The organism is Yersinia alsatica, assembly GCF_902170305.1.
In the GTDB taxonomy this organism is placed as follows: domain Bacteria; phylum Pseudomonadota; class Gammaproteobacteria; order Enterobacterales; family Enterobacteriaceae; genus Yersinia; species Yersinia alsatica.
Window position 1 is genome coordinate 152,440 of record NZ_CABHWW010000033.1, and the last position, 22,384, is coordinate 174,823.

Below are 22,384 nucleotides of genomic sequence, written 5' to 3' on the forward strand. Positions count from 1 at the left end.
AAGGTTTTTGGATTGTCTTATGTCAGGATTTCGTTGGGAAATCATCGAGGAATACGCGCCACTGTTTATGGACGGCGCCTGGATGACGATAAAGTGCACCATTATCTGCGTGATTCTGGGAACCACCTGGGGCTTAACTCTGGGGCTGGGGCGGTTGGCACAGGCACCTCATGGTATCTGGAAGCCAGTATTGTATTACTTTGTTCAATGGCCAGTGCGTATCTATATCAGTGCCATTCGGGGAACTCCGCTCTTTGTGCAGATTATGGTGGTGCATTTCGCGTTAGTGCCACTGTTTATCAATCCACGAGATGGCATTCTGGTCACCAATGGCATTATGTCCTCTGATTTTGCCCGAATGCTGCGCTCCGATTACGGCGCATTTTTATCTTGTATCGTGGCTATCACATTGAATGCCGGGGCATATGTCTCCGAGATTTTCCGTGCCGGTATCCAGTCCATTGATCGTGGTCAGATGGAAGCATCGCGCTCACTGGGCATGAGCTACGGCAAAACTATGCGTAAGGTTATCCTGCCGCAAGCTTTCCGCCGCATGTTGCCGCCATTGGGTAACAATGCCATTGCCATCGTGAAAGATTCATCACTGGCATCTGCCATTGGGCTGGCCGATTTAGCCTATGCCGCTCGCACCGTATCCGGTGCCTATGCGACTTATTGGGAACCCTACCTAGCCATTTCACTGGTTTATTGGGTTATTACGTTCTTGCTTTCGCTGTTAGTGCGGCATATGGAAAAGAGGTTCGGTAAAAGTGATTCACGTACATAACCTGCAAAAACAATTTGGCGAAACCCATGTGTTGCGCGGCATTTCCTGCGAAATTCAGCCGAAAGAAGTGGTTTGCATCATTGGTCCGTCAGGCTCGGGCAAAAGCACTTTTTTGCGCTGCATTAATGCACTGGAGACTTTGTCCGGGGGTGAGATAACGGTGAATGGTTTTGAGATTCATAATCCCAAAACAGATCTTAACCGTATGCGCGAAAGTGTCGGCATGGTATTCCAACGGTTTAATCTGTTCCCGCATATGACGGTGCTGGAAAACCTGATTATGGCACCGATGGACGTCAAAAAACTGCCGCGTGCGCAGGCCATAGAACGGGCTGAGTTATTGCTGCGTAAAGTCGGATTACTGGATAAGATTGATGCTTATCCTAGTAGCCTGTCCGGTGGACAACAGCAACGAGTCGCCATTGCCAGAGCCTTGGCGATGGAGCCGAAAATCATGCTGTTTGATGAGCCAACCTCGGCCCTTGACCCAGAGCTGGTGGGCGAAGTGCTAGCGGTAATGAAAGCATTGGCATTGGAAGGGATGACCATGGTGGTCGTCACCCATGAAATGGGCTTTGCCCGCGATGTTGCCGACCGGGTACTGTTTATTGATCAAGGGGTGATTCAGGAAGAGGGTCAACCGGAAGAGATTTTTACCGCGCCAAGCAACCCGCGCACTCAAGCCTTCCTCAGCAAAGTGCTTTCAGCACAAAGTTAACCCTCATCTTTCACGTTACAGGGTTGTTGGCTGCCATTATTACTCGGCCCATCCACGGGCCTCGCTTCTGCGAGGCCGCTGCAAGCAGCATTCAAATCTGTTGCTGCCTACCTGTATCTTGAGATCGATGAAGGTTGTTACAAATTGACCTTATTCAAAACTGAAACGGGCGGTTATCGGGCTAATCCCAGACCGCCCGCTAAACTCGCGCTCACCAGCCGGTGAGAAATGAAAACAGCATCCAGAATAAACACACCACCGCAATCCCAGTGCCACCGACGGTAACCAGCAGATTACCGCGCGATAGCATGCTCAGCGTGATACCTATTAGCACCGAGACCGGCATTAAAGCCAAAAAGAACGGCCAAGTATAGAGTAAGAAGAAAACGGTATTGGGGCCGTAGACAAAAAATGGGATCGCAAACGCCAGCCAATAGAAAACGAAACCCGTGACGCCACCGAGAAAGGAGTATGACGGCTCCTCCCTTTCCCGCTGTTCGTCGATAATAATCTGGGTAATATTCTGCATAGAAATCCCGTGGGCACAGTTTACCGGCACGCTCTGAGGTCGTTTTGCCGGGCAGGACATGTAGCCAAAAAGTACATTTAGAGTTTGATAATAGCTCTACCACGGAGTACGTCTAACAATTGTTCAATCAAATTTGTTACTAATTGTTCACCCTGCAAATGCGTATCGGGATGCTCAGGAAATTCATAAACAGAGTCGATACCGGTAAAGTTTTTCAGCTCACCGGCGCGGGCTTTCTTATAGAGTCCTTTCGGGTCGCGGGCTTCGCAAATCGCCAGCGGCGTATCCACGAATACCTCGATAAACTGGCCCGATGCCAGCATATCTCGCACCATTTGGCGCTCAGCCCGATGAGGAGAAATGAAGGCGGTCAGCACCACCAGACCGGCATCAACCATCAATTTAGCCACTTCGCCGACCCGACGGATATTCTCGCGCCGGTCAGCATCAGAAAAACCCAAGTCGCGACATAAACCATGGCGAACATTGTCACCATCGAGTAAGTAAGTACTGACACCGCGGGCAAACAGCGCCTGTTCCAGTGCGCCGGCCAAGGTCGATTTACCGGAGCCCGATAAACCGGTAAACCACAGCACGACGCCCTGATGCCCATGCTGTTGTTCACGGTCTTCTCGGGTCACGGCATGGGGATGCCAGACAATATTCTCATCCGCAGGCACGCTATTTCCCCCCTAACAAATCACGCGCACCCCAGTGTGGGAAGTGGCGGCGAACCAATGCATTCAGTTCGAGTTCAAATGAGCTGAATTCAGTTGTTTCTTGGTAAACCGACTCTAGCGTTTCACGGATCAAACCTGCACCGACGGTGACATTACTCAAGCGATCAATAAAGATCATGCCGCCGGTGTCCCGATTACGTTGATAGCTGTCCAGCAGCAGCGGCTCATCAAACGCCAGCTCAACCAAACCAATGCCGTTCAAGGGCAGGCTTTCAACCACCCGCTGAGTCAATGAGTTGATCTCAACTTGATATTGGATATTTTCAACTCGAGCGCGGGTCTTTTTCCCCGCGACTTTAATGTCATAACTTTGCCCCACCACCAATGGTTGTTCGGCCATCCATACCACATCCACCAGCGCATTTTGGGCGGCTTTGAGCGTCTCACTGGCATCAACCAGTAGGTCGCCACGGCTGATATCGACCTCATCGGTCAGCACCAGCGTAATCGCCTCGCCGGGAACGGCTTGGGTTAAATCGCCATCGAAAGTCACAATTCGCGCCACGGTTGATTCCACACCAGAGGGCAATACTTTGACTTTTTGTCCCACCCGGACAATACCGGCAGACAAGGTGCCAGCATAACCACGGAAATCCAGATTTGGCCGGTTAACATACTGCACCGGGAAACGCAGTGGCTGCTGACGACTGGCATTCACCACATCAACACTTTCCAATACTTCAAGCAGTGTCGGCCCGGGGTACCAATTCATTTTCTCACTTGGCGAGGCCACATTGTCGCCATCCAGCGCAGACAGCGGTACAAATTTAATATTGAGATCTGTCGGTAACTGCTCGGCAAAACTCAGGTAATCTTCTTTGAACTGCTCGAAGACATTTTCCTGATAATCCACCAAGTCCATCTTGTTCACTGCCACCACTAAGTGGCGAATACCCAGTAACGTGGCGATAAAACTGTGGCGACGAGTTTGGTCCAATACCCCTTTGCGGGCATCGATCAACAAAATAGCCAAGTCACAAGTAGAAGCACCGGTGGCCATATTGCGGGTGTATTGCTCATGCCCCGGAGTATCGGCGATGATAAATTTACGTTTTTCAGTCGAGAAATAACGATAGGCTACATCAATGGTAATGCCCTGTTCGCGTTCGGCCTGCAAGCCATCCACCAGCAATGCCAAGTCCAGTTTCTCACCCTGAGTCCCCATCCGCTTGCTGTCAGTGTGTAGCGTAGTCAACTGATCTTCGTAGATTTGCCGGGTATCGTGCAACAAACGGCCAATCAAGGTACTTTTACCATCATCCACACTGCCGCAGGTCAGAAAACGCAACATCGTTTTATGCTGCTGTGCGTGCAGGTAAGCTTCCACCCCGCCTTCATTAGCAATCTGCTGGGCAATAGACGTATTTTGTAAAATCATCGACCTGCTCTCTGAAGCTGACTGACGTTCTAAAGCAGATTGGTCTGGAAATTTTGTGCTCATCGGGCGCTCCTCAGAAATATCCCTGACGCTTTTTAAGCTCCATCGAGCCGGATTGATCGCGGTCGATCATTCGACCCTGACGTTCGCTGGTGGTCGAGATAAGCATCTCTTCGATAATGGCGGGCAAGGTTTCAGCCTCGGACTCAACCGCGCCGGTCAGCGGCCAGCAGCCGAGAGTACGGAAACGCACCATTTTCTGCGTAATCACTTCACCCGGCTGTAGATCGATTCGATCGTCATCGACCATCAGCAACATACCATCACGCTCGACCACCGGGCGCGGCTTCGCCAAATACAGCGGCACTATGTCGATTTTTTCCAGGAAGATATATTGCCAGATATCCAGCTCTGTCCAGTTGGACAGCGGGAAGACACGAATACTTTCGCCTTTGTTAATCTGGCCGTTGTAGTTATGCCACAGTTCCGGGCGCTGATTTTTTGGGTCCCAACGATGGAAGCGGTCGCGGAACGAATAAATACGTTCTTTGGCGCGGGATTTCTCCTCATCACGCCGCGCGCCACCAAAAGCCGCATCAAAACCATACTTATTCAGTGCTTGCTTGAGGCCTTCGGTTTTCATGATATCGGTATGTTTGGCACTGCCGTGAACAAAGGGATTAATCCCCATGGCAACGCCTTCCGGGTTACGGTGCACCAGCAATTCACAACCAAAAGCTTTTGCCGTGCGGTCACGGAATTCGTACATTTCACGGAATTTCCAGCCAGTATCCACATGCAATAATGGGAAAGGTAAATTACCGGGGAAAAATGCTTTGCGCGCCAAATGCAGCATCACAGAAGAGTCTTTGCCGATGGAATAGAGCATCACCGGGTTGCCGAATTCGGCGGCCACTTCACGGATGATATGGATACTCTCCGCCTCCAATTGCCGCAAATGAGTGAGTCGTTTTTCGTCCATAACAGATCCTTTATGCCAAATTCACGACTGATGGGCTAAGCGCCTGTTCAGTCTGCGGTTGTTGCCCAAACCAGGCAATTTGGTGATGTAAATCCACCACTTCACCGATCACCAGCAGTGCTGGAGTAGGTGCCTGATGTGCGAGTGACTCAAGCTGAGCCAGTGTGCCAGTCAGCACTTGCTGGTCAGCACGCGTGCCCCGGCCAATCACGGCGACTGGCGTGGTGCTGGCTCGGCCATGGGTTATCAATTGTCGGCTGATTTCAGCCGCTTTCACCGTGCCCATGTAGATAGCCAATGTCTGACGGCCACGGGCCAGTGCCTGCCAATCCAAATCATCGCCATCAGAGCGGCAATGCCCGGTAATAAATGTCACACTTTGCGCATGATCACGGTGAGTCAAAGGAATACCGGCATAGGCGGTCGCCCCCGCAGCCGCCGTCACCCCCGGCACCACCTGAAAAGGAATGCCCGCGCGCGCCACAACTTGTAACTCTTCACCGCCACGACCAAAGATAAAAGGATCGCCGCCTTTTAGCCGCACCACTCGTTTGCCACGCTGTGCTAATGTGACCAGCAATTGGTTAGTTTCTTCCTGAGCGACCGAGTGCGCACCAGCCCGTTTACCGACACAAATACGTTCGGCGTCGCGCCGCACCAGATCCAAAACTTCCGGGCTGACTAAATGGTCATACAGCACTACATCAGCTTGTTGAATAACTTGCAGGCCGCGTAAGGTCAGCAAACCCGGATCTCCCGGCCCCGCCCCCACTAACGCAACTTCGCCTTGAGTGCTGCCCTGCCCCTCCAGCGCTAATTGCAGTTCCTCTTCAGCCAGTGCTACCTGACCACGACTGATTAAGTTGGCAAACCGGCCACTGAAGGCATTTTCCCAAAAACGTCGGCGCGCCCCCATTGATGAAATCTGCTGTTTGACTCGCCTACGCCAGCGCCCGGCCACTGCCGCCATATCGCTCAGACTGCTGGGCAACAAAGCTTCCAGCTTCTCGCGCAGTAAACGTGCCAAAACCGGAGCCTGACCCGCAGAGGAAATCGCCACCACCAGTGGCGAACGATCAACAATCGACGGGAAGATAAACGAACAGCGCGGTTGGTCATCAACCACATTAGCTAAAATATGTCGTTCATCAGCCGCAGCGAAAACCGTAGCATTGAGTTCGGTGTCGTTAGTCGCAGCAATCACCAGAAATACCTTATCCAACTGTTCAGGCAAGAAATCCAATGCCAGCCAGTGAATGCGGCCATCTTGGTACTGCTGCTCAAGTTCAGATGAAAGAGTCTGTGCCACTACCCGCACCAGTGCGCCAGCGCGGTGGAGTAAGTCAATTTTTCGCGCAGCAACTTCACCGCCGCCAACGACCAATACTGGGCGTCGTTTCAAGTCGGCAAATAGAGGTAGATAGTCCACAACACCCTTCGATTACATAATAAAGCGTAGGGTGACTATAGGGGGGGGTTATGGCCTTATGAAATGACGAAAAGTAATTACAAGTTCCATAATGATATATAAGAGTGATAGTCAGGCTTGCGGCGATGTTAGCCAGCTATCACTGTGAGTTATTTTCTTATTTGCTCACATAAATATCTGCAGTTTAGGAGCCATACAGATTGTCTATTGGGCCTGACGCTTCCATACTAACTGCGTTATCCATACCAGCGACTTTAACAAGGATATTTCGGTATGTTTTCCCGCCGTTGCCTAAAGTGGGCACTATTTACTCTGAGTTTCAGTACCGTCCTGCCACTCCAGGCGGCGACCACACCCGCTACCGGTCAAATTGCTGAACAGCAAATTCGCCATATTAGCACTTACTTCCCCGGCCGTATGGCAGGTAGTCCAGCCGAACTGCTTGCTGCTGAATATATTAATCATCGTTTTCAGCAGATGGGCTACCAGAGTGATTTACGCGGTTTTAATACCCGTTATCTCTATACCAGTAAAAATGGTAAACAGAGCTGGCGAAATGTCAGTGCCACATCAGTGATTGCGGCTCGCAACGCCTCAATTGAGAAGCCTGATACCCAGCAGCAGATAATCATTATGGCGCATTTTGATACTTACACGCCGCAAAGTGATAAAGATTTAGATAAAAACCTTGGTGGACTGACACTGCAAGGCGTTGATGACAATGCCGCGGGTGTCGGTGTGATGCTAGAACTGGCGGAGCGCCTTAAAGCGGCACCACTGCGCTATGATTTGCGTTTTGTGGCACTCAGCGCCGAAGAAATTGGTGCGCAAGGTACCGAGAACTACCTGCAACGCATGAGCCAGGCTGAGAAAGCTAACACCTTGTTGGTGATTAATTTAGATAGCCTGATTACCGGCGATCGCCTCTATTTTAATGCCAGTAACCAGCCCGCAGCTATTGCAGCAAGGGACCAGGCTCTAGCATTGGCGCGGCGTTATGGCATCACTGCCAGCACGGTAAAAAATCAAGTAACCTCACTCTGTCAGGCAGAAAAAAATGTATTTGATACTGCGGGGATACCGCTGTTATCTGTCGAGGCCAGCAACACTAAATTGAGTAATAAAGAGAGCCTGGGTAATAACGATGGTTGCCAGCAACGGGCTATCAGTAAGCATTTTCCCCAGGGGATTACCCGCCACCAAAGCCAACTGGATAACTTAAATTATCTGGATAAGTTTTTGCCCGGCCGTATCACTAAACGTAGCCATGACAGTGTCAAAGTCTTGCTGCCGCTGATACAAGAATTGGCGGTCGCTAAAAAATAATGTTCACCTTGCGAGGCATTGCGCAAAGCGAATAAAAATTCAATAAATTCAATGAACTCGCCCGAGAGCGAATGGCTCGCTAATGGCTACAAAAAAGGGCGCTCTCTGCGCCCTGACGGTTTCTTTTGCTGTCACTCAGCCTTCATGCAAACCGCATTCACGTTTCAGGCCAAAGAAGCGCGTCTCTTCTTCGCTCATGCCCGGTTCCCATTTACGGGTGGTATGGGTATCCCCGACAGAGAGATAGCCCTGCTCCCACAACGGGTGATAACTCAGGTCATTTTGTTTCAAATACTGGTAAACCTGCCGGTTATCCCAATCAATGATGGGAAGAACCTTAAAAACACCGCGCGCAATAGCCAGAACAGGCAGTTGTGAACGGCTGCCCGATTGCTCACGGCGCAAGCCCGCGAACCATGTTTGGGCGCCTAACGTCTCCAGCGCTCGGTTCATCGGCTCAACTTTATTCAGGTCATTATAACGTTCAATGCCCTCAACACCCTGTTCCCATAACTTACCGTAACGGGCCTCCTGCCAGGCAGGGCTTTGCTGCGCGCGAAACACCTGCAAATTGAGCTTAAGCTTCTCGGTTAAATCATCAATAAACTGATAAGTTTCAGGGAACAGATAGCCGGTATCCGTCAAAATTACCGGAATATCAGGTTGTTGGCGGGTAACCAGATGCAAACAAACTGCTGCCTGAATACCAAAACTGGAAGAGAGCACGAACTCGCCGGGCAAGTTTTCCAGCGCCCAACTGACACGTTCTTGGGCGGTTAAATGCTCCAGTTGCCCGTTAACCACCGCCAATGCCGCTGCTTGTTCCGCCTTCGGCAAGGCTTTAAGTTCGCTCAAATTAAATTGGCTCACACCGCCTCCTGAACATCATAAAAGTCGCGGGCAGAATCAATCACTGGGGCAATAACACCAACACGAATCACAAAGTCGCCGAAACCTTCATCTGATAAGCGCTCTTTAGCCCAACGCCCGACCAATTGATCAGTGATCGCCAAAATTTCATCTTCGGTGATATTTTCACGATACATCCGCGGTATTCGTGTTCCTTCGCGGTTGCCCCCCAGATGCAGGTTATAGCGCCCGACAGCTTTACCCACCAGCCCGACTTCCGCCAGCAAAGCGCGGCCACAGCCATTCGGACAACCGGTCACCCGCAGGACGATATGCTCATCAGCAATACCGTGCTGCTGCAAAATCCCCTCGACGCGAGTCACAAACTCCGGCAGAAAACGTTCGGCTTCAGCCATTGCCAGTGGGCAGGTGGGGAATGAAACACATGCCATCGAATTTTCACGTTGTGGGCTGACACTGTCATCCATCAAACCATGCTCACGGGCCAGAGCCTCAATACGGGCTTTTTCTTTTTCCGGCACTCCCGCCACAATCAGGTTCTGATTAGCCGTCAAACGGAAATCGCCCTGATGAATTTTAGCAATGGCCGCCACGCCGCTTTTCAGGCTACGCCCCGGATAATCCAGCAGACGGCCATTTTCGATAAATAGGGTTAGATGCCATTTTTTATCAATCCCCTTCACCCAACCGATACGATCGCCACGGCCAGTAAATTGATAGGGTTTTATTGCAGCAAAACTTACGCCAGCGCGCCTTTCAACTTCAGCTTTAAAGGTATCAACGCCGACACGCTCCAGCGTATATTTGGTTTTGGCATTCTTACGGTCGGTACGATTGCCCCAATCACGTTGAGTCGTCACCACCGCCTCTGCGATAGCCAATGTATGTTGCAGTGGAATGTAACCGAATTCACTGGCTTTGCGTGGGTAAGTATTCTTATCACCATGGGCAATGGATAACCCGCCGCCTACCAGCACGTTAAACCCGACCAACTTGCCTTTCTCCGCAACAGCAACAAAGTTGAGGTCATTGGCATGAAGATCCACATCATTTTGCGGCGGAATGACCACCGTGGTTTTAAATTTGCGCGGTAAATAGGTGGCACCGAGAATGGGTTCTTCGTCGGTGGTTGCTACTTTCTCTGCATCCAGCCAGATTTCAGCATATGCACGGGTTCGTGGCAGCAAATGCTCAGAAATTTTCTTCGCCCACTCATAAGCTTCTTGATGCAGCACCGATTCCACCGGATTCGAGGTACATAGCACGTTACGGTTAACATCGTTTGCCGTTGCCAGTGCATCCAAACCTAATTGATTAAGCAGTTGGTGAGCCGGTTTCACATTCCCTTTCAGAATGCCGTGGAACTGGAATGTCTGGCGGTTGGTGATACGGATGCTGCCATACAAAGTATTATCCGCAGCAAACTTATCAATACCCAACCACTGCTGTGGGGTGATTATCCCGCCGGGCAAGCGGCAGCGCAGCATCATGGCATGGCGCGGTTCCAGCTTCTGCTCAGTACGTTCAGCGCGGATATCACGATCATCTTGCTGATACATGCCATGGAAACGAATCAACAGGAAATTATCGCCGTTGAAACCACCGGTCAGCCCATCATTTAAATCTTCAGCAATCGTCCCACGCAGGAAATTGCTTTGTGACTTCATGCGCTCGCCATCGGACAGTTTTCCTGTCACGACCAGTGGCCCTGGGTGTTTTTCATTCATCAGTACACATCCCGCTGATAACGGCGCGCCAGGCGCAGCTCACTTAAATATTCATCAGCCTGCTCGGCATCCATTGCACCGTGCAGAGCCACCACGTCCAGTAAAACCTGCTCGACATCTTTAGCCATGCGATTAGCATCGCCACAGACGTAAATATGGGCGCCTTGTTGGATCCAGCTCCACAGTTCTGCGCCTTGTTCACGCAGTTTGTCTTGTACGTATATTTTATCGGCTTGATCCCGTGACCAAGCCAGATCAATGCGGGTCAGCAAGCCATCTTTAACATAGCGTTGCCATTCAACCTGATAGAGAAAATCTTCGGTGAAATGCGGGTTACCAAAGAGTAGCCAATTTTTGCCGGTGGCTCCCTCGGCTTCACGCTGCTGCATAAAAGCGCGGAATGGCGCGATGCCCGTACCGGGGCCAATCATTATCACTGGCGTCTCTGGGTTAGCCGGTAAACGGAAGTTATCGTTATGTTCGATAAAGATGCGGATATCGCCATCCACTTCCAGCCGGTCAGCCAAATACCCGGAAGCACCACCAGTGCGTGGGCGGCCCTCAATGTCGTAACGCACCACACCGACGGTGATATGTACTTCATTTTCCGTCTCGGCTTGTGATGAGGCGATGGAGTAAAGCCGCGGGGTCAATGGCCGCAATAGCGCCACCAGTTGATCAGCATTCAGGTCAGAAGGAGCCTGACGGACCATATCGACAATCGGCGTATTTTTCGCATAGTGCTGTAGTGCCGCTCTATCTGCCAGCAATGCTATCAGTTTCTCATCACGGGAGAGCGCGGCATATTTATCGACAATCACCGTGGTATTTTGTGTTAGCTCAAGGTGGCTGTGCAGTGCTTGTGACAAGGGCATATTCTGCCCATCGATACTGACCAACTCGTCGCCTTTGAGCCACAATAACGCCAGCAGCTCATCCACCAGTGCCGGAGAGTTATCAAACCAGACTCCCAGCGCATCACCCGGTTGGTAGCGCAGCCCAGAGTCACCTAAATCAATTTCAATATGGCGCACATCTTTCTCTGAGTTACGGCCGGTGATTTTTTGCTGTACCGACAGCAGCGCAGTCAGCGGCGCGGCCTTGCTGTACGGGCTGGAGGTAATTTCATCAACCACACCATTTTGGGTGATGGCTGCTGCCGCTGTTGATTGGACTGGCGCTCTGGCTTGCAGCGCCGCAACTACCTGTTGCCGCCATTGCTGTGCTGACTCTTGATATTCCACATCCGCATCGACGCGATCCAATAGCCGCTCGGCCCCCAATTCAGCTAGCTTGTTGTCGAAATCTTTACCTGCCTGACAGAAATGCTCATATGAGGTATCCCCCAAACCAAATACCGCAAAGGCGGTCTCTGGCAATTTCGGGGCTTTTTTAGACAAAAGAAACTTATGCAGTGCCACGGCCTCTTCCGCAGGCTCGCCCTCCCCTTGGGTGGACGCGACGATGATTAATAAGCGCTCTTGTGCTATTTGTTTAAACTTATAATCACCGGCATTGACCAAATTGACATTAAGTTTGGCCGCCAGAAGGTCATCGCGTAGCTGTTCAGCCAAACGCCGCGCATTGCCGGTTTGGGAGGCGGAAATTAGGGTAATGGTGAGTGCCGCAGGAGCTGCCACCGCAGGAGCAACCACTGCGCCGGGCTGTTGGTTAACCATGCCCCAGAAGTAACCAGATAACCAGGCCATTTGAGTTGGGGAGAACTCGCCAACCGCAGCCTGTAAGCGGGCTAACTGCTCCGGCGATAGCGGGAGTATAGAAGTAGGAGGAGCCTGAGTCGTCATTGCGGTACGAATTCCCTATGCTTTCAGTGCGATAAATTGAAGGCGCGAATGATTAATGCCCAAAATCTATACCCAAAGTAATTGGAGTTGCAGGTAGGCAGCAAGAGAACGAATCCCGATGAGCTTACATAAGTAAGTGATTCGGGTGAGCGAACGTAGCTAACAACCCTGCAGCTTCAAGTACGAAGGGGATGATAGTTTGTAAGGTTAACCATCTCGATAATAACAATTAAAGAAGCGATAGAAATAATAAATAACCAAAACGACTAAGCGGTTTTTCAGGTAATAGATATGAGTTAAAGTGTTCAACTTATTAGAGAAATTCACTCTCGCTGATTTTACACTCTTAAGTTAGCTGTCTGTATAGATATCAGTAAGCTACGTGAAAGAGACTGGGGCGTGGTAGAGCGAGTAATCCACTCTATTGCGCGCATTCATAGCCAGCATCGCTGCTTTCCGGTACTATGCGGCGGTTTTTTGAGTCAATAAGGTCAGGACTATGAGCACCACCCTATTTAAAGATTTTCAGTTTGAAGCCGCTCACCGGCTGCCCCATGTTCCAGAAGGTCACAAATGCGGCCGCTTGCACGGCCATTCATTTATGATCCGTATTGAGGTCACTGGTGAAGTTGATGCTCACTCCGGTTGGGTGATGGATTTTGCTGATCTCAAAGCTGCATTTAAACCTATTTGGGAACGTTTAGATCACCATTATCTGAATGACATTCCCGGTTTGGAAAATCCAACCAGTGAAGTGCTGGCCAGTTGGATTTGGCAACAGCTTAAGCCACAATTACCAGAGCTGAGTGCGGTGATGGTGAAAGAAACCTGTTCAGCAGGCTGTGTCTATCGCGGGTAAGAACTCAGATGACCCCTGCGCCATTGGCGTTGCAGCAAGGCGGCAAGCGGACTTATCCCGATGAGCTTACATCAGTAAGTGATTCGGGTAAGGGAGTGCAGCCAACACCGCTGCGGCGTCAAGAACTCAGATGCCCCCTGCGCCATTGGCGTTGCAGCAAGGCGGCAAGTGGACTTATCCCGATGAGCTTACACAGGTAAGTGATTCGGGTAAGGGAGTGCAGCCAACACCGCTGCGGCGTCAAGGGCGCGGGGTCATCAGGCTATATTTAAATATTTATGCGTCTGCATCGACAACCGCCAATTCTTGGCAATACAAGTTTCAATACAGAGTTTAGTCGCGTCTTCTTTCTGACTAATAGGCTGTAAGGCAATAATTCGCTTTTTATCATCTTCTAGTGTTGCCAGTAGCGCCTCAAGAGCTTCGATATCCCGTAAACGCCCCACTGGATGCTTAATTTCATCCGCTCGCTGCAATGCTTGCGGCAAGACCTTCAAACCGCCACGCATATTCACTTTGGGCGAAACTGTTACCCAAGTGGTGGCTGAACACTGCACTTCATGAGTGCCACTGGTTTCAATTTGGCAACTGTAACCGGCTTGCTCCAGATGCGAAGTTAAAGGGAATAAATCGTAAATAGCAGGCTCACCGCCGGTTATTACTACATGACGAGCGGTATACCCCTGTTGAATAAAGATATCCAAGAGCTGCTGTTCCGTGGCGGTTCCCCAGGCATCGCTTTCTGCGGTTTTTACCATGATGCGCTGCATGTCAACTTCCCGATCAGCGTCTTTCTCCCAGGTATGTTTGGTATCGCACCAACTGCAACCCACTGGGCAGCCCTGCAAGCGCACAAATATCGCCGGAACACCGGTGAAGTAACCCTCGCCTTGCAAGGTCTGGAACATTTCATTAATCGGGTACTGCATCAGTATCTCTATCGTCATTCAAGCCAATGGGCGATTATCGCAGATTCCTGTGCAGCGACCAAACTGGCAACCCAATGACTGCCAGTTTGTTTGTATCAGACCGTTACTCAATGACGCCGCAGGCCATTCGCGCCCCACCACCACCCAATGTCATCGGATGGTCAGAATAGTTATCACCACCCGCATGAATCATTAGCGCATGCTGTTTCAACTCTGATAATGATTTCAGACGTGGGGCTAACACCTGATAAGTCGCGGTACCATCGGCATTGACCACCAACCCCGGCAAGTCACCCAAATGCCCTTTATCACTATAAGGCCCAAGGTGTTCCCCGGTTTTTTGCGGATCAAAATGCCCACCAGCCGCCAGTGCAGGAACAGCTTTGCCATCTTTCTGCCCCGGCGCACAGCTTGGATTTTCATGCAGATGGAAGCCGTGAATCCCCGCCACCAGCCCAGTCAGATTGGGGGTAAACAGCAAACCATAAGGAGTTTCTGTTACAGTAACAGTTCCCAACGCCTTGCCATTGCCAGTCGGTAACGCTTCATTCATGGTTACGACGACATCTGCCGCCAGTAGGCTGCCAGAGAAAAGCATTACTGGTAACAGTAAGTATTTCAGTTTCATCGGTTCTCTTCCTTTATCTATTATTATTGAATCATTCAGGTACTCATTAAGAATAACCGCAGATAAATTATCTGCACGCGAGCAGCGTTATAGATGAGAGCCAGAGATGTGTACCCCACGAGATTCAGATTAATCTCGCGGGGGAAAGGCAGGGGTAACAATAAATTACTCTGGAGAGGGTCAAACTAGACTATCTGATGAGAAAGTGTAACCAAAGGGGCCACCATTTGATCGGGCAGCATGGCATATTGGGCACTTACCAGCACCTTATCATGCGTCCCGGACATATACTCTGCTAACCTCAAAACATTAGAATCCAGCTCAATAACATCTTGGTTACGTATTGAGAGATATTGATATTCTGATGACTGGCTTATCAATTCAATATAATTGTTTTTAGTATTATTAGTTGTTATGCGATTTAAATACTGGGCTAACTCATTGAGTTTAGATGAATCCATATCGTTTATAGACTCGGGGTGAATCTTAATATATTCATTGATTAGGAACTCATCTTTTTTACTCAAGCCGTAGTTATCACTTATTATTTCCCGTTGTATTTCCATGATAAATAATCCTTAAGTTATTTTTTAAAAAACATTGATTGGCCACTGAACATTTATCAAACTAAGTCAGTGTATTTCCTGCAAGGACAATCATATAACGGCCACGCCTAATAACCACCTGAAAAGTCTTTTTAAATCATTTTTATTTATAATAAATAATTAGACTGAATGATAATATCATTAAAATAAAATTGTAATTTTTATTATTAAATCACATTGACACTAATTAATAATAGCAGCAGATAAATTACCGGCACTATGGTTGAGTGATAGACACAAGCCTTTCAATTGATATTTTAATTCCATTTTCATCAATATTATTATTGAAGAAAACAGACATACTCATAGTACTCTTCACTCTTGGTGGTCAGATACAGTTAAATATTCATTCAACAAGGATTGCTCTTCATGTAATTGATTATCTGTATGGCTCATAGAGTCGCTTATAGCTTAGTAAACTAATAAGATATTCAGCAAATTATTTTCGCTAAGTTATTTTACCTATAAACAATTACATGCCATCTCAAATTATCTTTATAACCATTATTACTTTTTATCTCGGATAATAGCCCCATAAAAAAACCCGCCGAAGCGGGTTTTTATCAATCAACTGTTACAGAAGATAGAGCACAGTAATTACTGGCCTTTAACTTCTTTCAGACCGTTGAATGGTGCGCGGTCGCCCAGCGCTTCTTCGATACGGATCAGTTGGTTGTATTTAGCAACACGGTCAGAACGGCTCATAGAACCCGTTTTGATTTGGCCTGCTGCAGTACCTACTGCCAGATCGGCAATGGTAGCATCTTCGGTTTCGCCTGAACGGTGAGAGATAACCGCAGTGTAACCAGCATCTTTCGCCATCTTGATAGCAGCCAGAGTTTCGGTCAAAGAACCGATCTGGTTGAATTTAATCAGGATAGAGTTAGCAACACCTTTCTCGATACCTTCTTTCAGGATCTTGGTGTTGGTTACGAACAGGTCATCACCAACCAGCTGGATTTTGTCACCCAGAACTTCGGTCTGGTATTTGAAGCCAGCCCAGTCAGATTCGTCCAAGCCGTCTTCGATAGATACGATTGGGTACTGTTTAGTCAGATCTTCCAGGAAGTGAGTGAACTCTTCGGAAGTGAAGGCTTTGTTGCCTTCGCCAGCCAGAACATATTTACCGTCTTTGTAGAATTCAGACGCTGCACAGTCCATAGCCAGAGTAACGTCTTTACCCAGCTCATAACCTGCTGCTTTTACCGCTTCAGCGATAACAGCCAGTGCTTCGGCGTTAGAACCCAGGTTTGGCGCGTAGCCACCTTCGTCACCAACAGCAGTGTTCAAGCCTTTAGCTTTCAGAACTTTAGCCAGGTGATGGAACACTTCAGAACCGATGCGAACAGCTTCTTTCAGAGTTTTAGCGCCAACTGGCTGAATCATAAACTCTTGAATATCAACGTTGTTATCTGCGTGCTCACCACCATTGATGATGTTCATCATAGGCAATGGCATAGAGAATTTGCCTGGGGTGCCATTCAGTTCAGCAATGTGCTCGTACAAAGGCATGCCTTTAGACGCTGCTGCTGCTTTAGCTGCTGCCAGAGAAACAGCCAGGATGGCGTTAGCACCAAACTGGGATTTGTTCTCAGTACCGTCCAGATCGATCATGATTTTATCGATGTTAGCCTGGTCTTTGGCATCTTTACCCAAAACTGCCTGAGCAATTGGACCATTTACTGCTGCAACGGCTTTCAGAACGCCTTTGCCCAGGAAACGGGATTTGTCACCGTCACGCAGTTCCAGTGCTTCACGGGAACCAGTAGAAGCACCTGATGGTGCCGCAGCCAAACCAACAAAACCGCCTTCCAGATGAACTTCGGCTTCTACAGTTGGATTACCACGGGAGTCGATGATTTCGCGACCGATGACTTTAACGATTTTGGACATTAGATTTTCCTCAGTACAAGTTAAACTAAAACTCCAGACAGAGGGGGCGACATCTCTGCCGCCCCTTCTACCAAATATTTTATTTCACCTGGCGCTTCTGATACTCACCAGCCGCTTTCACAAAGCCGGCAAACAACGGGTGACCATCACGTGGCGTCGAAGTAAATTCTGGATGGAACTGACAAGCCACAAACCATGGGTGGTTTGGCAACTCGATAATTTCCACCAGTTTGTTATCCGCAGAAAGCCCTGCTACACGTAACCCGGCGGCTTCAATCTGCTTCAACAACATGTTGTTTACTTCATAGCGATGACGATGGCGCTCAACGATGGTCGGCTCGCCATACATCTGACGAACCAGGCTACCTTCGACCAGGTGACATTGCTGCCCACCCACACGCATGGTACCGCCCAAATCGCTTTCTTCCGTACGGACTTCAACGTTGCCGTTTTCATCACGCCATTCGGTGATTAATGCAACCACCGGATACTTACAGTCTGGCACAAATTCTGTGGAGTTCGCGTTTTCCATCCCCGCAACATTGCGGGCGAACTCCATCAGTGCAACTTGCATACCCAGGCAAATGCCCAGATAAGGAATATTGTGTTCACGGGCATAACGTGCCGCCAGAACTTTACCTTCCACACCACGGTAGCCGAAACCACCCGGGATAAGGATAGCATCTAATCCTTTCAGCATCTCTTCGCCGCGTGTCTCAACATCCTGCGAATCGATAAGCTTGATGTTCACTGTCAGACGATTTTTCAGCCCACCGTGTTTCAGCGCTTCAATCACAGATTTGTAGGCATCCGGCAATTCTACGTATTTGCCAATCATCCCGATGGTCACTTCACCACCTGGATTCGACTCTTCGTATATTACCTGTTCCCACTCGGCAAGATTTGCTTCAGGACAAGTTAAGCTGAATCGTTTACAAATATAATCGTCAAGGCCCTGTGATTTCAAGAGGCCCGGGATTTTATAAATGGAATCAACATCTTTTAGTGAGATAACCGCTTTTTCTGGCACATTACAGAACAAAGCGATTTTGGCACGTTCATTAGCAGGAACTGCGCGATCAGAACGGCAAATCAGCACATCAGGCTGAATACCGATTGAAAGCAGTTCTTTTACCGAATGTTGCGTTGGCTTAGTTTTTACTTCACCGGCCGCAGCCAGGTAAGGAACCAACGTCAAGTGCATGTATAGAGTGTGCTCGCGGCCAACATCTACGGCCATCTGGCGAATAGCTTCCAGGAATGGCAAGGATTCGATGTCGCCGACGGTGCCGCCAATTTCAACCAATACGACATCGTGGCCTTCGCCACCTTCGATGATGCGCTCTTTGATTGCATTGGTGATGTGAGGAATAACCTGAATGGTCGCACCCAGATAGTCGCCACGGCGTTCTTTACGCAGAACTTCAGAATAGATACGGCCAGTGGTGAAGTTGTTACGACGGGTCATTTTGGTGCGAATGAAGCGCTCGTAATGCCCTAAATCCAGATCGGTTTCAGCACCATCTTCGGTGACGAAAACTTCCCCGTGCTGTGTCGGGCTCATGGTGCCCGGATCCACGTTGATATACGGGTCCAGTTTCATGATGGTAACGTTGAGGCCACGGGCTTCAAGTATAGCCGCCAGAGAGGCTGCGGCAATGCCTTTACCCAGAGAGGATACGACCCCGCCGGTCACAAAAATATAATTAGTTGTCATGCTGAACCTGAGAGTTTAGGTTTAAAGACGATGGAAGAACCAAGACGGGAAAGTAGTATACCCGAACCTTGGTTTCGCTACAAATGATCTCCGCGTCAGTGGCCGTTTTCACCGTTTTTATCGCGCAGAACATCGTCTTGCTATCCGTTATAATTCAATATATTAACGTAATTAAAATTCAACAACCATCCGTCGAATGAATTAAAACACCTTACATTTCAGTTTCTTGCTTTTTAACTTGCTGCCAGGCGAGTTCCATCTCATCAAGAGTTGCACTTTCCATACTCTTACCGGATGCCTTAACTATTTGTTCTACCTGACGAAAACGACGTTCAAACTTACGATTTGCGGCCTGTAAGGCATTTTCAGCTTTATGGCCTAAATGACGGGATAAGTTCACCGTGGCAAACAGTAAATCGCCAATTTCCTCGCCCAATTTCTCTTCATCCACCACCGCTTGCCGCGCTTCGAACATAACCTCATCGATCTCTTCGTAGACTTTGTCTAACACTGGCCCCAATGTGTCCCAGTCAAAACCGACAGATGCACAGCGCTTTTGGATTTTATGAGCTTTCATCAACGCCGGCAGTGCATCAGGAATATCATCCAAAGCCGAATATAGCGCTTTCTCCGCCCTCTCCTCGGCTTTACGCGACTCCCAGCCAGCAAGTGCTGCCTCACTACCAATCATCGCTTCTGCCGCGTTTTGCGGCGTATCTGGGAACACATGTGGGTGGCGGCGAACCAGTTTGTCGCTAATGGCATGGCAAACATCATCAAACGCAAACAACCCTTGCTCCTGCCCCATTTGGGCATAAAACACCACTTGGAACAGTAAATCGCCCAATTCATCACGAAGATCGTCGAAATCCTTGCGCTGAATCGCGTCAAGCACTTCGTAGGTTTCTTCCAATGTATAGGGCGCGATAGTGTCAAAAGTTTGCTTACGATCCCACGGACAGCCCAACTCCGGGTCACGCAACTGGCGCATAATATCCAGCAGCCGCTGCAAGGCTAACGCCGTCGAGTCAGAGTTATTTACTGTTTGAGTCATGGTTATTTATTCACTTTTTATTTTTTCGAGGCTCGAGGCATAGCGAGCGCAGGCAGATCGATTGCGGCCAGCGCGCAGCCCCCGGAATGTACACGTAGTACATGAGGAGGGCGAGCACTGCCCAATATCAATATGCCAAAGCGCAGTAGCCCAGTAGCCGCCCAGATCACAAATTAATTGCCGTGAAGCCTACGGGCATCGATCACATCCGGCAACTGATTCAGCTTCGCCAACACCCGCCCCAACACCTGCAAATTGTAGATTTCAATATCCATATCAATGGTGGCAACCATCTTCTTGGTATCGCTACGGCTAGCAACCCCCAGCACATTGACTTTTTCGTTCGCCAAAATGGTGGTGATATCACGTAATAACCCACTGCGGTCATTGGCCGTCACTCGCACTACCAGAGAATAACCGCTGGAGTAGCTTTCGCCCCAGACGGCATCGACAATCCGTTCAGGTGCATGAGACTGCAATTCAGCCAGTTGTTCGCAATCCGCGCGGTGAATGGATATCCCCCGCCCTTGGGTGATAAAACCAATAATCTCATCACCCGGAATTGGCTGGCAGCATCGAGCAATATGGTGCATCAGGTTGCCAACACCTTCGACAACAATGCGCCCGCTGTCTTTATTGGCATTACGCGGAGGTTGTTGGGTTTTATTGTTCAGATGGCGTAATGCTTCTAAATCTGCCTCTTCCGCCGTTGGCTTATTAAGCTTCCCTTGCAGGAAGTTCACCATCTGATTCAGCCGGATATCACCACCGCCAATCGCTGCCAACACTTCATCCATGGAGTTCATGTTGTAGCGTGGCACCAGCAGTTTCTCGGCCTCTTTCAGGCTGATATCCAAGTGCTCGAGTTCATCGTCCAGCATCTGCCGACCCGCAAGAATATTCTTGTCTCGGTCCTGTTTTCTGAACCAGTTGTGAATCTTAGAGCGCCCACGGCTGGTGGTGACATAACCGAGGTTTGGATTTAGCCAGTCGCGGCTTGGATTTGGCTGCTTCTGAGTGATAATCTCAATCTGATCACCCATCTGTAACTGATAGGTAAATGGCACTATCCGACCGCTGATTTTAGCACCGATGCAGCGGTGGCCCACATCACTGTGGATATGGTAAGCAAAGTCCAGTGGGGTAGAACCAGCTGGCAAATCAATAACATCGCCTTTCGGGGTAAACACATATACCCGGTCGTCAAATACCTGACTGCGCACTTCATCCAGCATTTCACCGGAATCGGCCATCTCTTCCTGCCAGGCAATCAGTTTACGTAACCAGGCAATCCGGCCTTCATAGCCAGAGCGGCCTGCGGCCACTGCACCTTCTTTGTATTTCCAGTGTGCCGCGACCCCCAGCTCAGCATCTTCATGCATCTGACGGGTACGAATTTGAATTTCCAGAGTTTTGCCACGCGGCCCCAGCACTACCGTATGGATCGACTGATAACCATTTGGTTTAGGGTTGGCAACGTAATCATCAAATTCATCAGGCAAATGGCGAAAATGGGTATGAACGATCCCCAGCGCGGCATAACAATCTTGCAGACGCTCCACCACCACCCGTACCGCGCGCACATCAAACAGTTCATCAAAGGCCAGCGACTTCTTCTGCATTTTGCGCCAGATACTGTAGATATGCTTGGGACGACCATAGATATCGGCTTTGATGCCTTCATCGGCCATAGCTTTACGCAGCGACGCAACAAAATCATCAATGAATTGCTCACGATCGATACGACGCTCGTGCAGCAACTTGGCGATTTGTTTGTATTCATCGGGGTGAAGATAGCGGAAACAGAAGTCTTCCAGCTCCCACTTAATCTGGCCGATACCTAGACGGTTAGCCAGCGGAGCATAAATATTGGAACACTCTTTGGCCGCCAGCACTCGCTCATCTTCTGGCGCGTCTTTGACTTCACGCAGATGAGCAATACGCTCTGCCAGCTTGATGACCACGCAGCGGAAATCCTCCACCATCGCCAATAGCATACGGCGCACGTTGTCCACTTGCTCGGAGCTCATGGAGTCGTTGGTAGTGGCTTTCAACTGGCGGATAGCATCCATATCGCGCACACCGTGCACCAGATAAGTAATGCTTTTGCCGAATTGCTCGGTCAATGTGGCTTCATCAATCACATTGGCATCCACCAGCGGGAACAGCAGCGCCGCGCGCATACTGTCGTTATCCATACTTAGGGTGGAAAGGATCTCAACCATTTCAAGACCGCGCCACAGCAATAACGAGGCATCGGAATGGTTTTGCGTCTGTTGCTCACAGTAACGCCAGGTTTCGGCTAATCGCTCACATGACTGCGGATTGGGAAGCCCCAAGCTGGCGATCCAATCGTCGAGAGCAAACTCGCCCGCCGGATTCAAATGTGCACTTCGTACCGCAACCAT

At 49.5% G+C, this 22,384-nt stretch carries 19 protein-coding genes; 4 read left to right on the forward strand and 15 right to left on the reverse strand.

Going from position 1 to position 22,384, the window contains the following annotated elements; genetic code table 11:
* Positions 1-19: 19 nt before the first annotated feature.
* A complete protein-coding gene (locus FTA96_RS19870; protein ID WP_050106484.1) occupies positions 20-787 on the forward strand; it encodes an amino acid ABC transporter permease in 768 nt (255 codons plus the stop codon).
* Positions 771-1,505 carry an amino acid ABC transporter ATP-binding protein gene (locus FTA96_RS19875; RefSeq protein ID WP_050106485.1) on the forward strand — a complete coding sequence of 245 codons (735 nt, stop codon included), beginning with the start codon at positions 771-773 and terminating at the stop codon, positions 1,503-1,505. Before FTA96_RS19870 ends, FTA96_RS19875 begins: the two co-directional genes overlap by 17 nt.
* A 211-nt stretch (positions 1,506-1,716) precedes the next feature.
* Here the strand turns inward: FTA96_RS19875 and FTA96_RS19880 are convergent, their stop codons facing one another.
* From FTA96_RS19880 to cysG, 5 genes are all read right to left on the reverse strand, one after another.
* A complete protein-coding gene (locus tag FTA96_RS19880) occupies positions 1,717-2,034 on the reverse strand; it encodes a DUF3561 family protein (RefSeq protein ID WP_050106486.1) in 318 nt (105 codons plus the stop codon).
* 77 nt (positions 2,035-2,111) lie between these two features.
* Entirely contained in the window at positions 2,112-2,714 is a 603-nt protein-coding gene (gene cysC, locus FTA96_RS19885) for an adenylyl-sulfate kinase (protein ID WP_050106487.1), read from the reverse strand.
* A gap of 1 nt (position 2,715) precedes the next feature.
* Positions 2,716-4,215: a sulfate adenylyltransferase subunit CysN gene (cysN, locus tag FTA96_RS19890; RefSeq protein WP_186371557.1), complete on the reverse strand. Its 1,500-nt coding sequence runs from the start codon at positions 4,213-4,215 to the stop codon at positions 2,716-2,718.
* Positions 4,216-4,225: 10 nt separating this feature from the next.
* Positions 4,226-5,134: a sulfate adenylyltransferase subunit CysD gene (gene cysD / locus FTA96_RS19895; RefSeq protein ID WP_004706274.1), complete on the reverse strand. Its 909-nt coding sequence runs from the start codon at positions 5,132-5,134 to the stop codon at positions 4,226-4,228.
* 10 nt (positions 5,135-5,144) lie between these two features.
* Positions 5,145-6,563, reverse strand: coding sequence for a siroheme synthase CysG (gene cysG / locus FTA96_RS19900; protein ID WP_145574697.1), 1,419 nt, complete (start codon positions 6,561-6,563; stop codon positions 5,145-5,147).
* A 273-nt stretch (positions 6,564-6,836) separates the two neighbouring features.
* Between cysG and FTA96_RS19905 the strand changes: the two genes are divergently transcribed.
* On the forward strand, positions 6,837-7,889 hold the full coding sequence (locus FTA96_RS19905; RefSeq protein ID WP_050121501.1) for an aminopeptidase: 1,053 nt from the start codon (positions 6,837-6,839) through the stop codon (positions 7,887-7,889).
* Positions 7,890-8,024: 135 nt separating this feature from the next.
* Here FTA96_RS19905 and FTA96_RS19910 read toward each other — a convergent pair whose 3' ends face one another.
* From FTA96_RS19910 to cysJ, 3 genes are read right to left on the reverse strand one after another with little or no spacing between them, the layout of a single operon-like run.
* Positions 8,025-8,759: a phosphoadenylyl-sulfate reductase gene (locus FTA96_RS19910; protein WP_050121502.1), complete on the reverse strand. Its 735-nt coding sequence runs from the start codon at positions 8,757-8,759 to the stop codon at positions 8,025-8,027.
* Positions 8,756-10,486, reverse strand: a complete 1,731-nt coding sequence (cysI, locus tag FTA96_RS19915; protein ID WP_050319521.1) for an assimilatory sulfite reductase (NADPH) hemoprotein subunit — start codon at positions 10,484-10,486, stop codon at positions 8,756-8,758. Before cysI ends, FTA96_RS19910 begins: the two co-directional genes overlap by 4 nt.
* Positions 10,486-12,291 (reverse strand): NADPH-dependent assimilatory sulfite reductase flavoprotein subunit, encoded by a 1,806-nt coding sequence (cysJ, locus tag FTA96_RS19920; protein WP_145574700.1) that lies wholly within the window; start codon positions 12,289-12,291, stop codon positions 10,486-10,488. Before cysJ ends, cysI begins: the two co-directional genes overlap by 1 nt.
* Positions 12,292-12,790: 499 nt before the next feature.
* Here cysJ and queD point away from each other — a divergent pair, with 499 nt between their 5' ends.
* On the forward strand, positions 12,791-13,150 hold the full coding sequence (gene queD / locus FTA96_RS19925) for a 6-carboxytetrahydropterin synthase QueD (protein ID WP_004706268.1): 360 nt from the start codon (positions 12,791-12,793) through the stop codon (positions 13,148-13,150).
* A 257-nt stretch (positions 13,151-13,407) separates the two neighbouring features.
* Here the strand turns inward: queD and queE are convergent, their stop codons facing one another.
* The 7 genes from queE to relA form a co-directional block, all read right to left on the reverse strand.
* On the reverse strand, positions 13,408-14,079 hold the full coding sequence (queE, locus tag FTA96_RS19930; protein WP_050106494.1) for a 7-carboxy-7-deazaguanine synthase QueE: 672 nt from the start codon (positions 14,077-14,079) through the stop codon (positions 13,408-13,410).
* Positions 14,080-14,182: 103 nt separating this feature from the next.
* Positions 14,183-14,707, reverse strand: a complete 525-nt coding sequence (sodC, locus tag FTA96_RS19935; RefSeq protein WP_050106495.1) for a superoxide dismutase family protein — start codon at positions 14,705-14,707, stop codon at positions 14,183-14,185.
* A gap of 185 nt (positions 14,708-14,892) precedes the next feature.
* Entirely contained in the window at positions 14,893-15,273 is a 381-nt protein-coding gene (locus FTA96_RS19940) for a hypothetical protein (protein ID WP_050106496.1), read from the reverse strand.
* Positions 15,274-15,909: 636 nt separating this feature from the next.
* Complete coding sequence (gene eno, locus FTA96_RS19945; RefSeq protein ID WP_004706265.1) at positions 15,910-17,205, reverse strand: phosphopyruvate hydratase; 1,296 nt, start codon at positions 17,203-17,205, stop codon at positions 15,910-15,912.
* A gap of 79 nt (positions 17,206-17,284) precedes the next feature.
* A complete protein-coding gene (gene pyrG, locus FTA96_RS19950; protein WP_050106497.1) occupies positions 17,285-18,922 on the reverse strand; it encodes a glutamine hydrolyzing CTP synthase in 1,638 nt (545 codons plus the stop codon).
* Positions 18,923-19,133: 211 nt separating this feature from the next.
* Entirely contained in the window at positions 19,134-19,976 is an 843-nt protein-coding gene (gene mazG, locus FTA96_RS19955; RefSeq protein ID WP_050133189.1) for a nucleoside triphosphate pyrophosphohydrolase, read from the reverse strand.
* A 173-nt stretch (positions 19,977-20,149) separates the two neighbouring features.
* Positions 20,150-22,384 carry a GTP diphosphokinase gene (relA, locus tag FTA96_RS19960; protein ID WP_050106499.1) on the reverse strand — a complete coding sequence of 745 codons (2,235 nt, stop codon included), beginning with the start codon at positions 22,382-22,384 and terminating at the stop codon, positions 20,150-20,152.

Bases quoted from the DNA above. Each gene is read 5' to 3' on its own strand.
- sodC (WP_050106495.1), bottom strand. From the start codon at position 14,707: ATGAAACTGAAATACTTACTGTTACCAGTAATGCTTTTCTCTGGCAGC.
- cysJ (WP_145574700.1), bottom strand. From the start codon at position 12,291: ATGACGACTCAGGCTCCTCCTACTTCTATACTCCCGCTATCGCCGGAG.
- relA (WP_050106499.1), bottom strand. From the start codon at position 22,384: ATGGTTGCGGTACGAAGTGCACATTTGAATCCGGCGGGCGAGTTTGCT.
- cysD (WP_004706274.1), bottom strand. From the start codon at position 5,134: ATGGACGAAAAACGACTCACTCATTTGCGGCAATTGGAGGCGGAGAGT.
- FTA96_RS19940 (WP_050106496.1), bottom strand. From the start codon at position 15,273: ATGGAAATACAACGGGAAATAATAAGTGATAACTACGGCTTGAGTAAA.
- mazG (WP_050133189.1), bottom strand. From the start codon at position 19,976: ATGACTCAAACAGTAAATAACTCTGACTCGACGGCGTTAGCCTTGCAG.
- queE (WP_050106494.1), bottom strand. From the start codon at position 14,079: ATGCAGTACCCGATTAATGAAATGTTCCAGACCTTGCAAGGCGAGGGT.
- cysN (WP_186371557.1), bottom strand. From the start codon at position 4,215: ATGAGCACAAAATTTCCAGACCAATCTGCTTTAGAACGTCAGTCAGCT.
- FTA96_RS19905 (WP_050121501.1), top strand. From the start codon at position 6,837: ATGTTTTCCCGCCGTTGCCTAAAGTGGGCACTATTTACTCTGAGTTTC.
- pyrG (WP_050106497.1), bottom strand. From the start codon at position 18,922: ATGACAACTAATTATATTTTTGTGACCGGCGGGGTCGTATCCTCTCTG.
- eno (WP_004706265.1), bottom strand. From the start codon at position 17,205: ATGTCCAAAATCGTTAAAGTCATCGGTCGCGAAATCATCGACTCCCGT.
- FTA96_RS19870 (WP_050106484.1), top strand. From the start codon at position 20: ATGTCAGGATTTCGTTGGGAAATCATCGAGGAATACGCGCCACTGTTT.
- queD (WP_004706268.1), top strand. From the start codon at position 12,791: ATGAGCACCACCCTATTTAAAGATTTTCAGTTTGAAGCCGCTCACCGG.
- cysI (WP_050319521.1), bottom strand. From the start codon at position 10,486: ATGAATGAAAAACACCCAGGGCCACTGGTCGTGACAGGAAAACTGTCC.
- FTA96_RS19880 (WP_050106486.1), bottom strand. From the start codon at position 2,034: ATGCAGAATATTACCCAGATTATTATCGACGAACAGCGGGAAAGGGAG.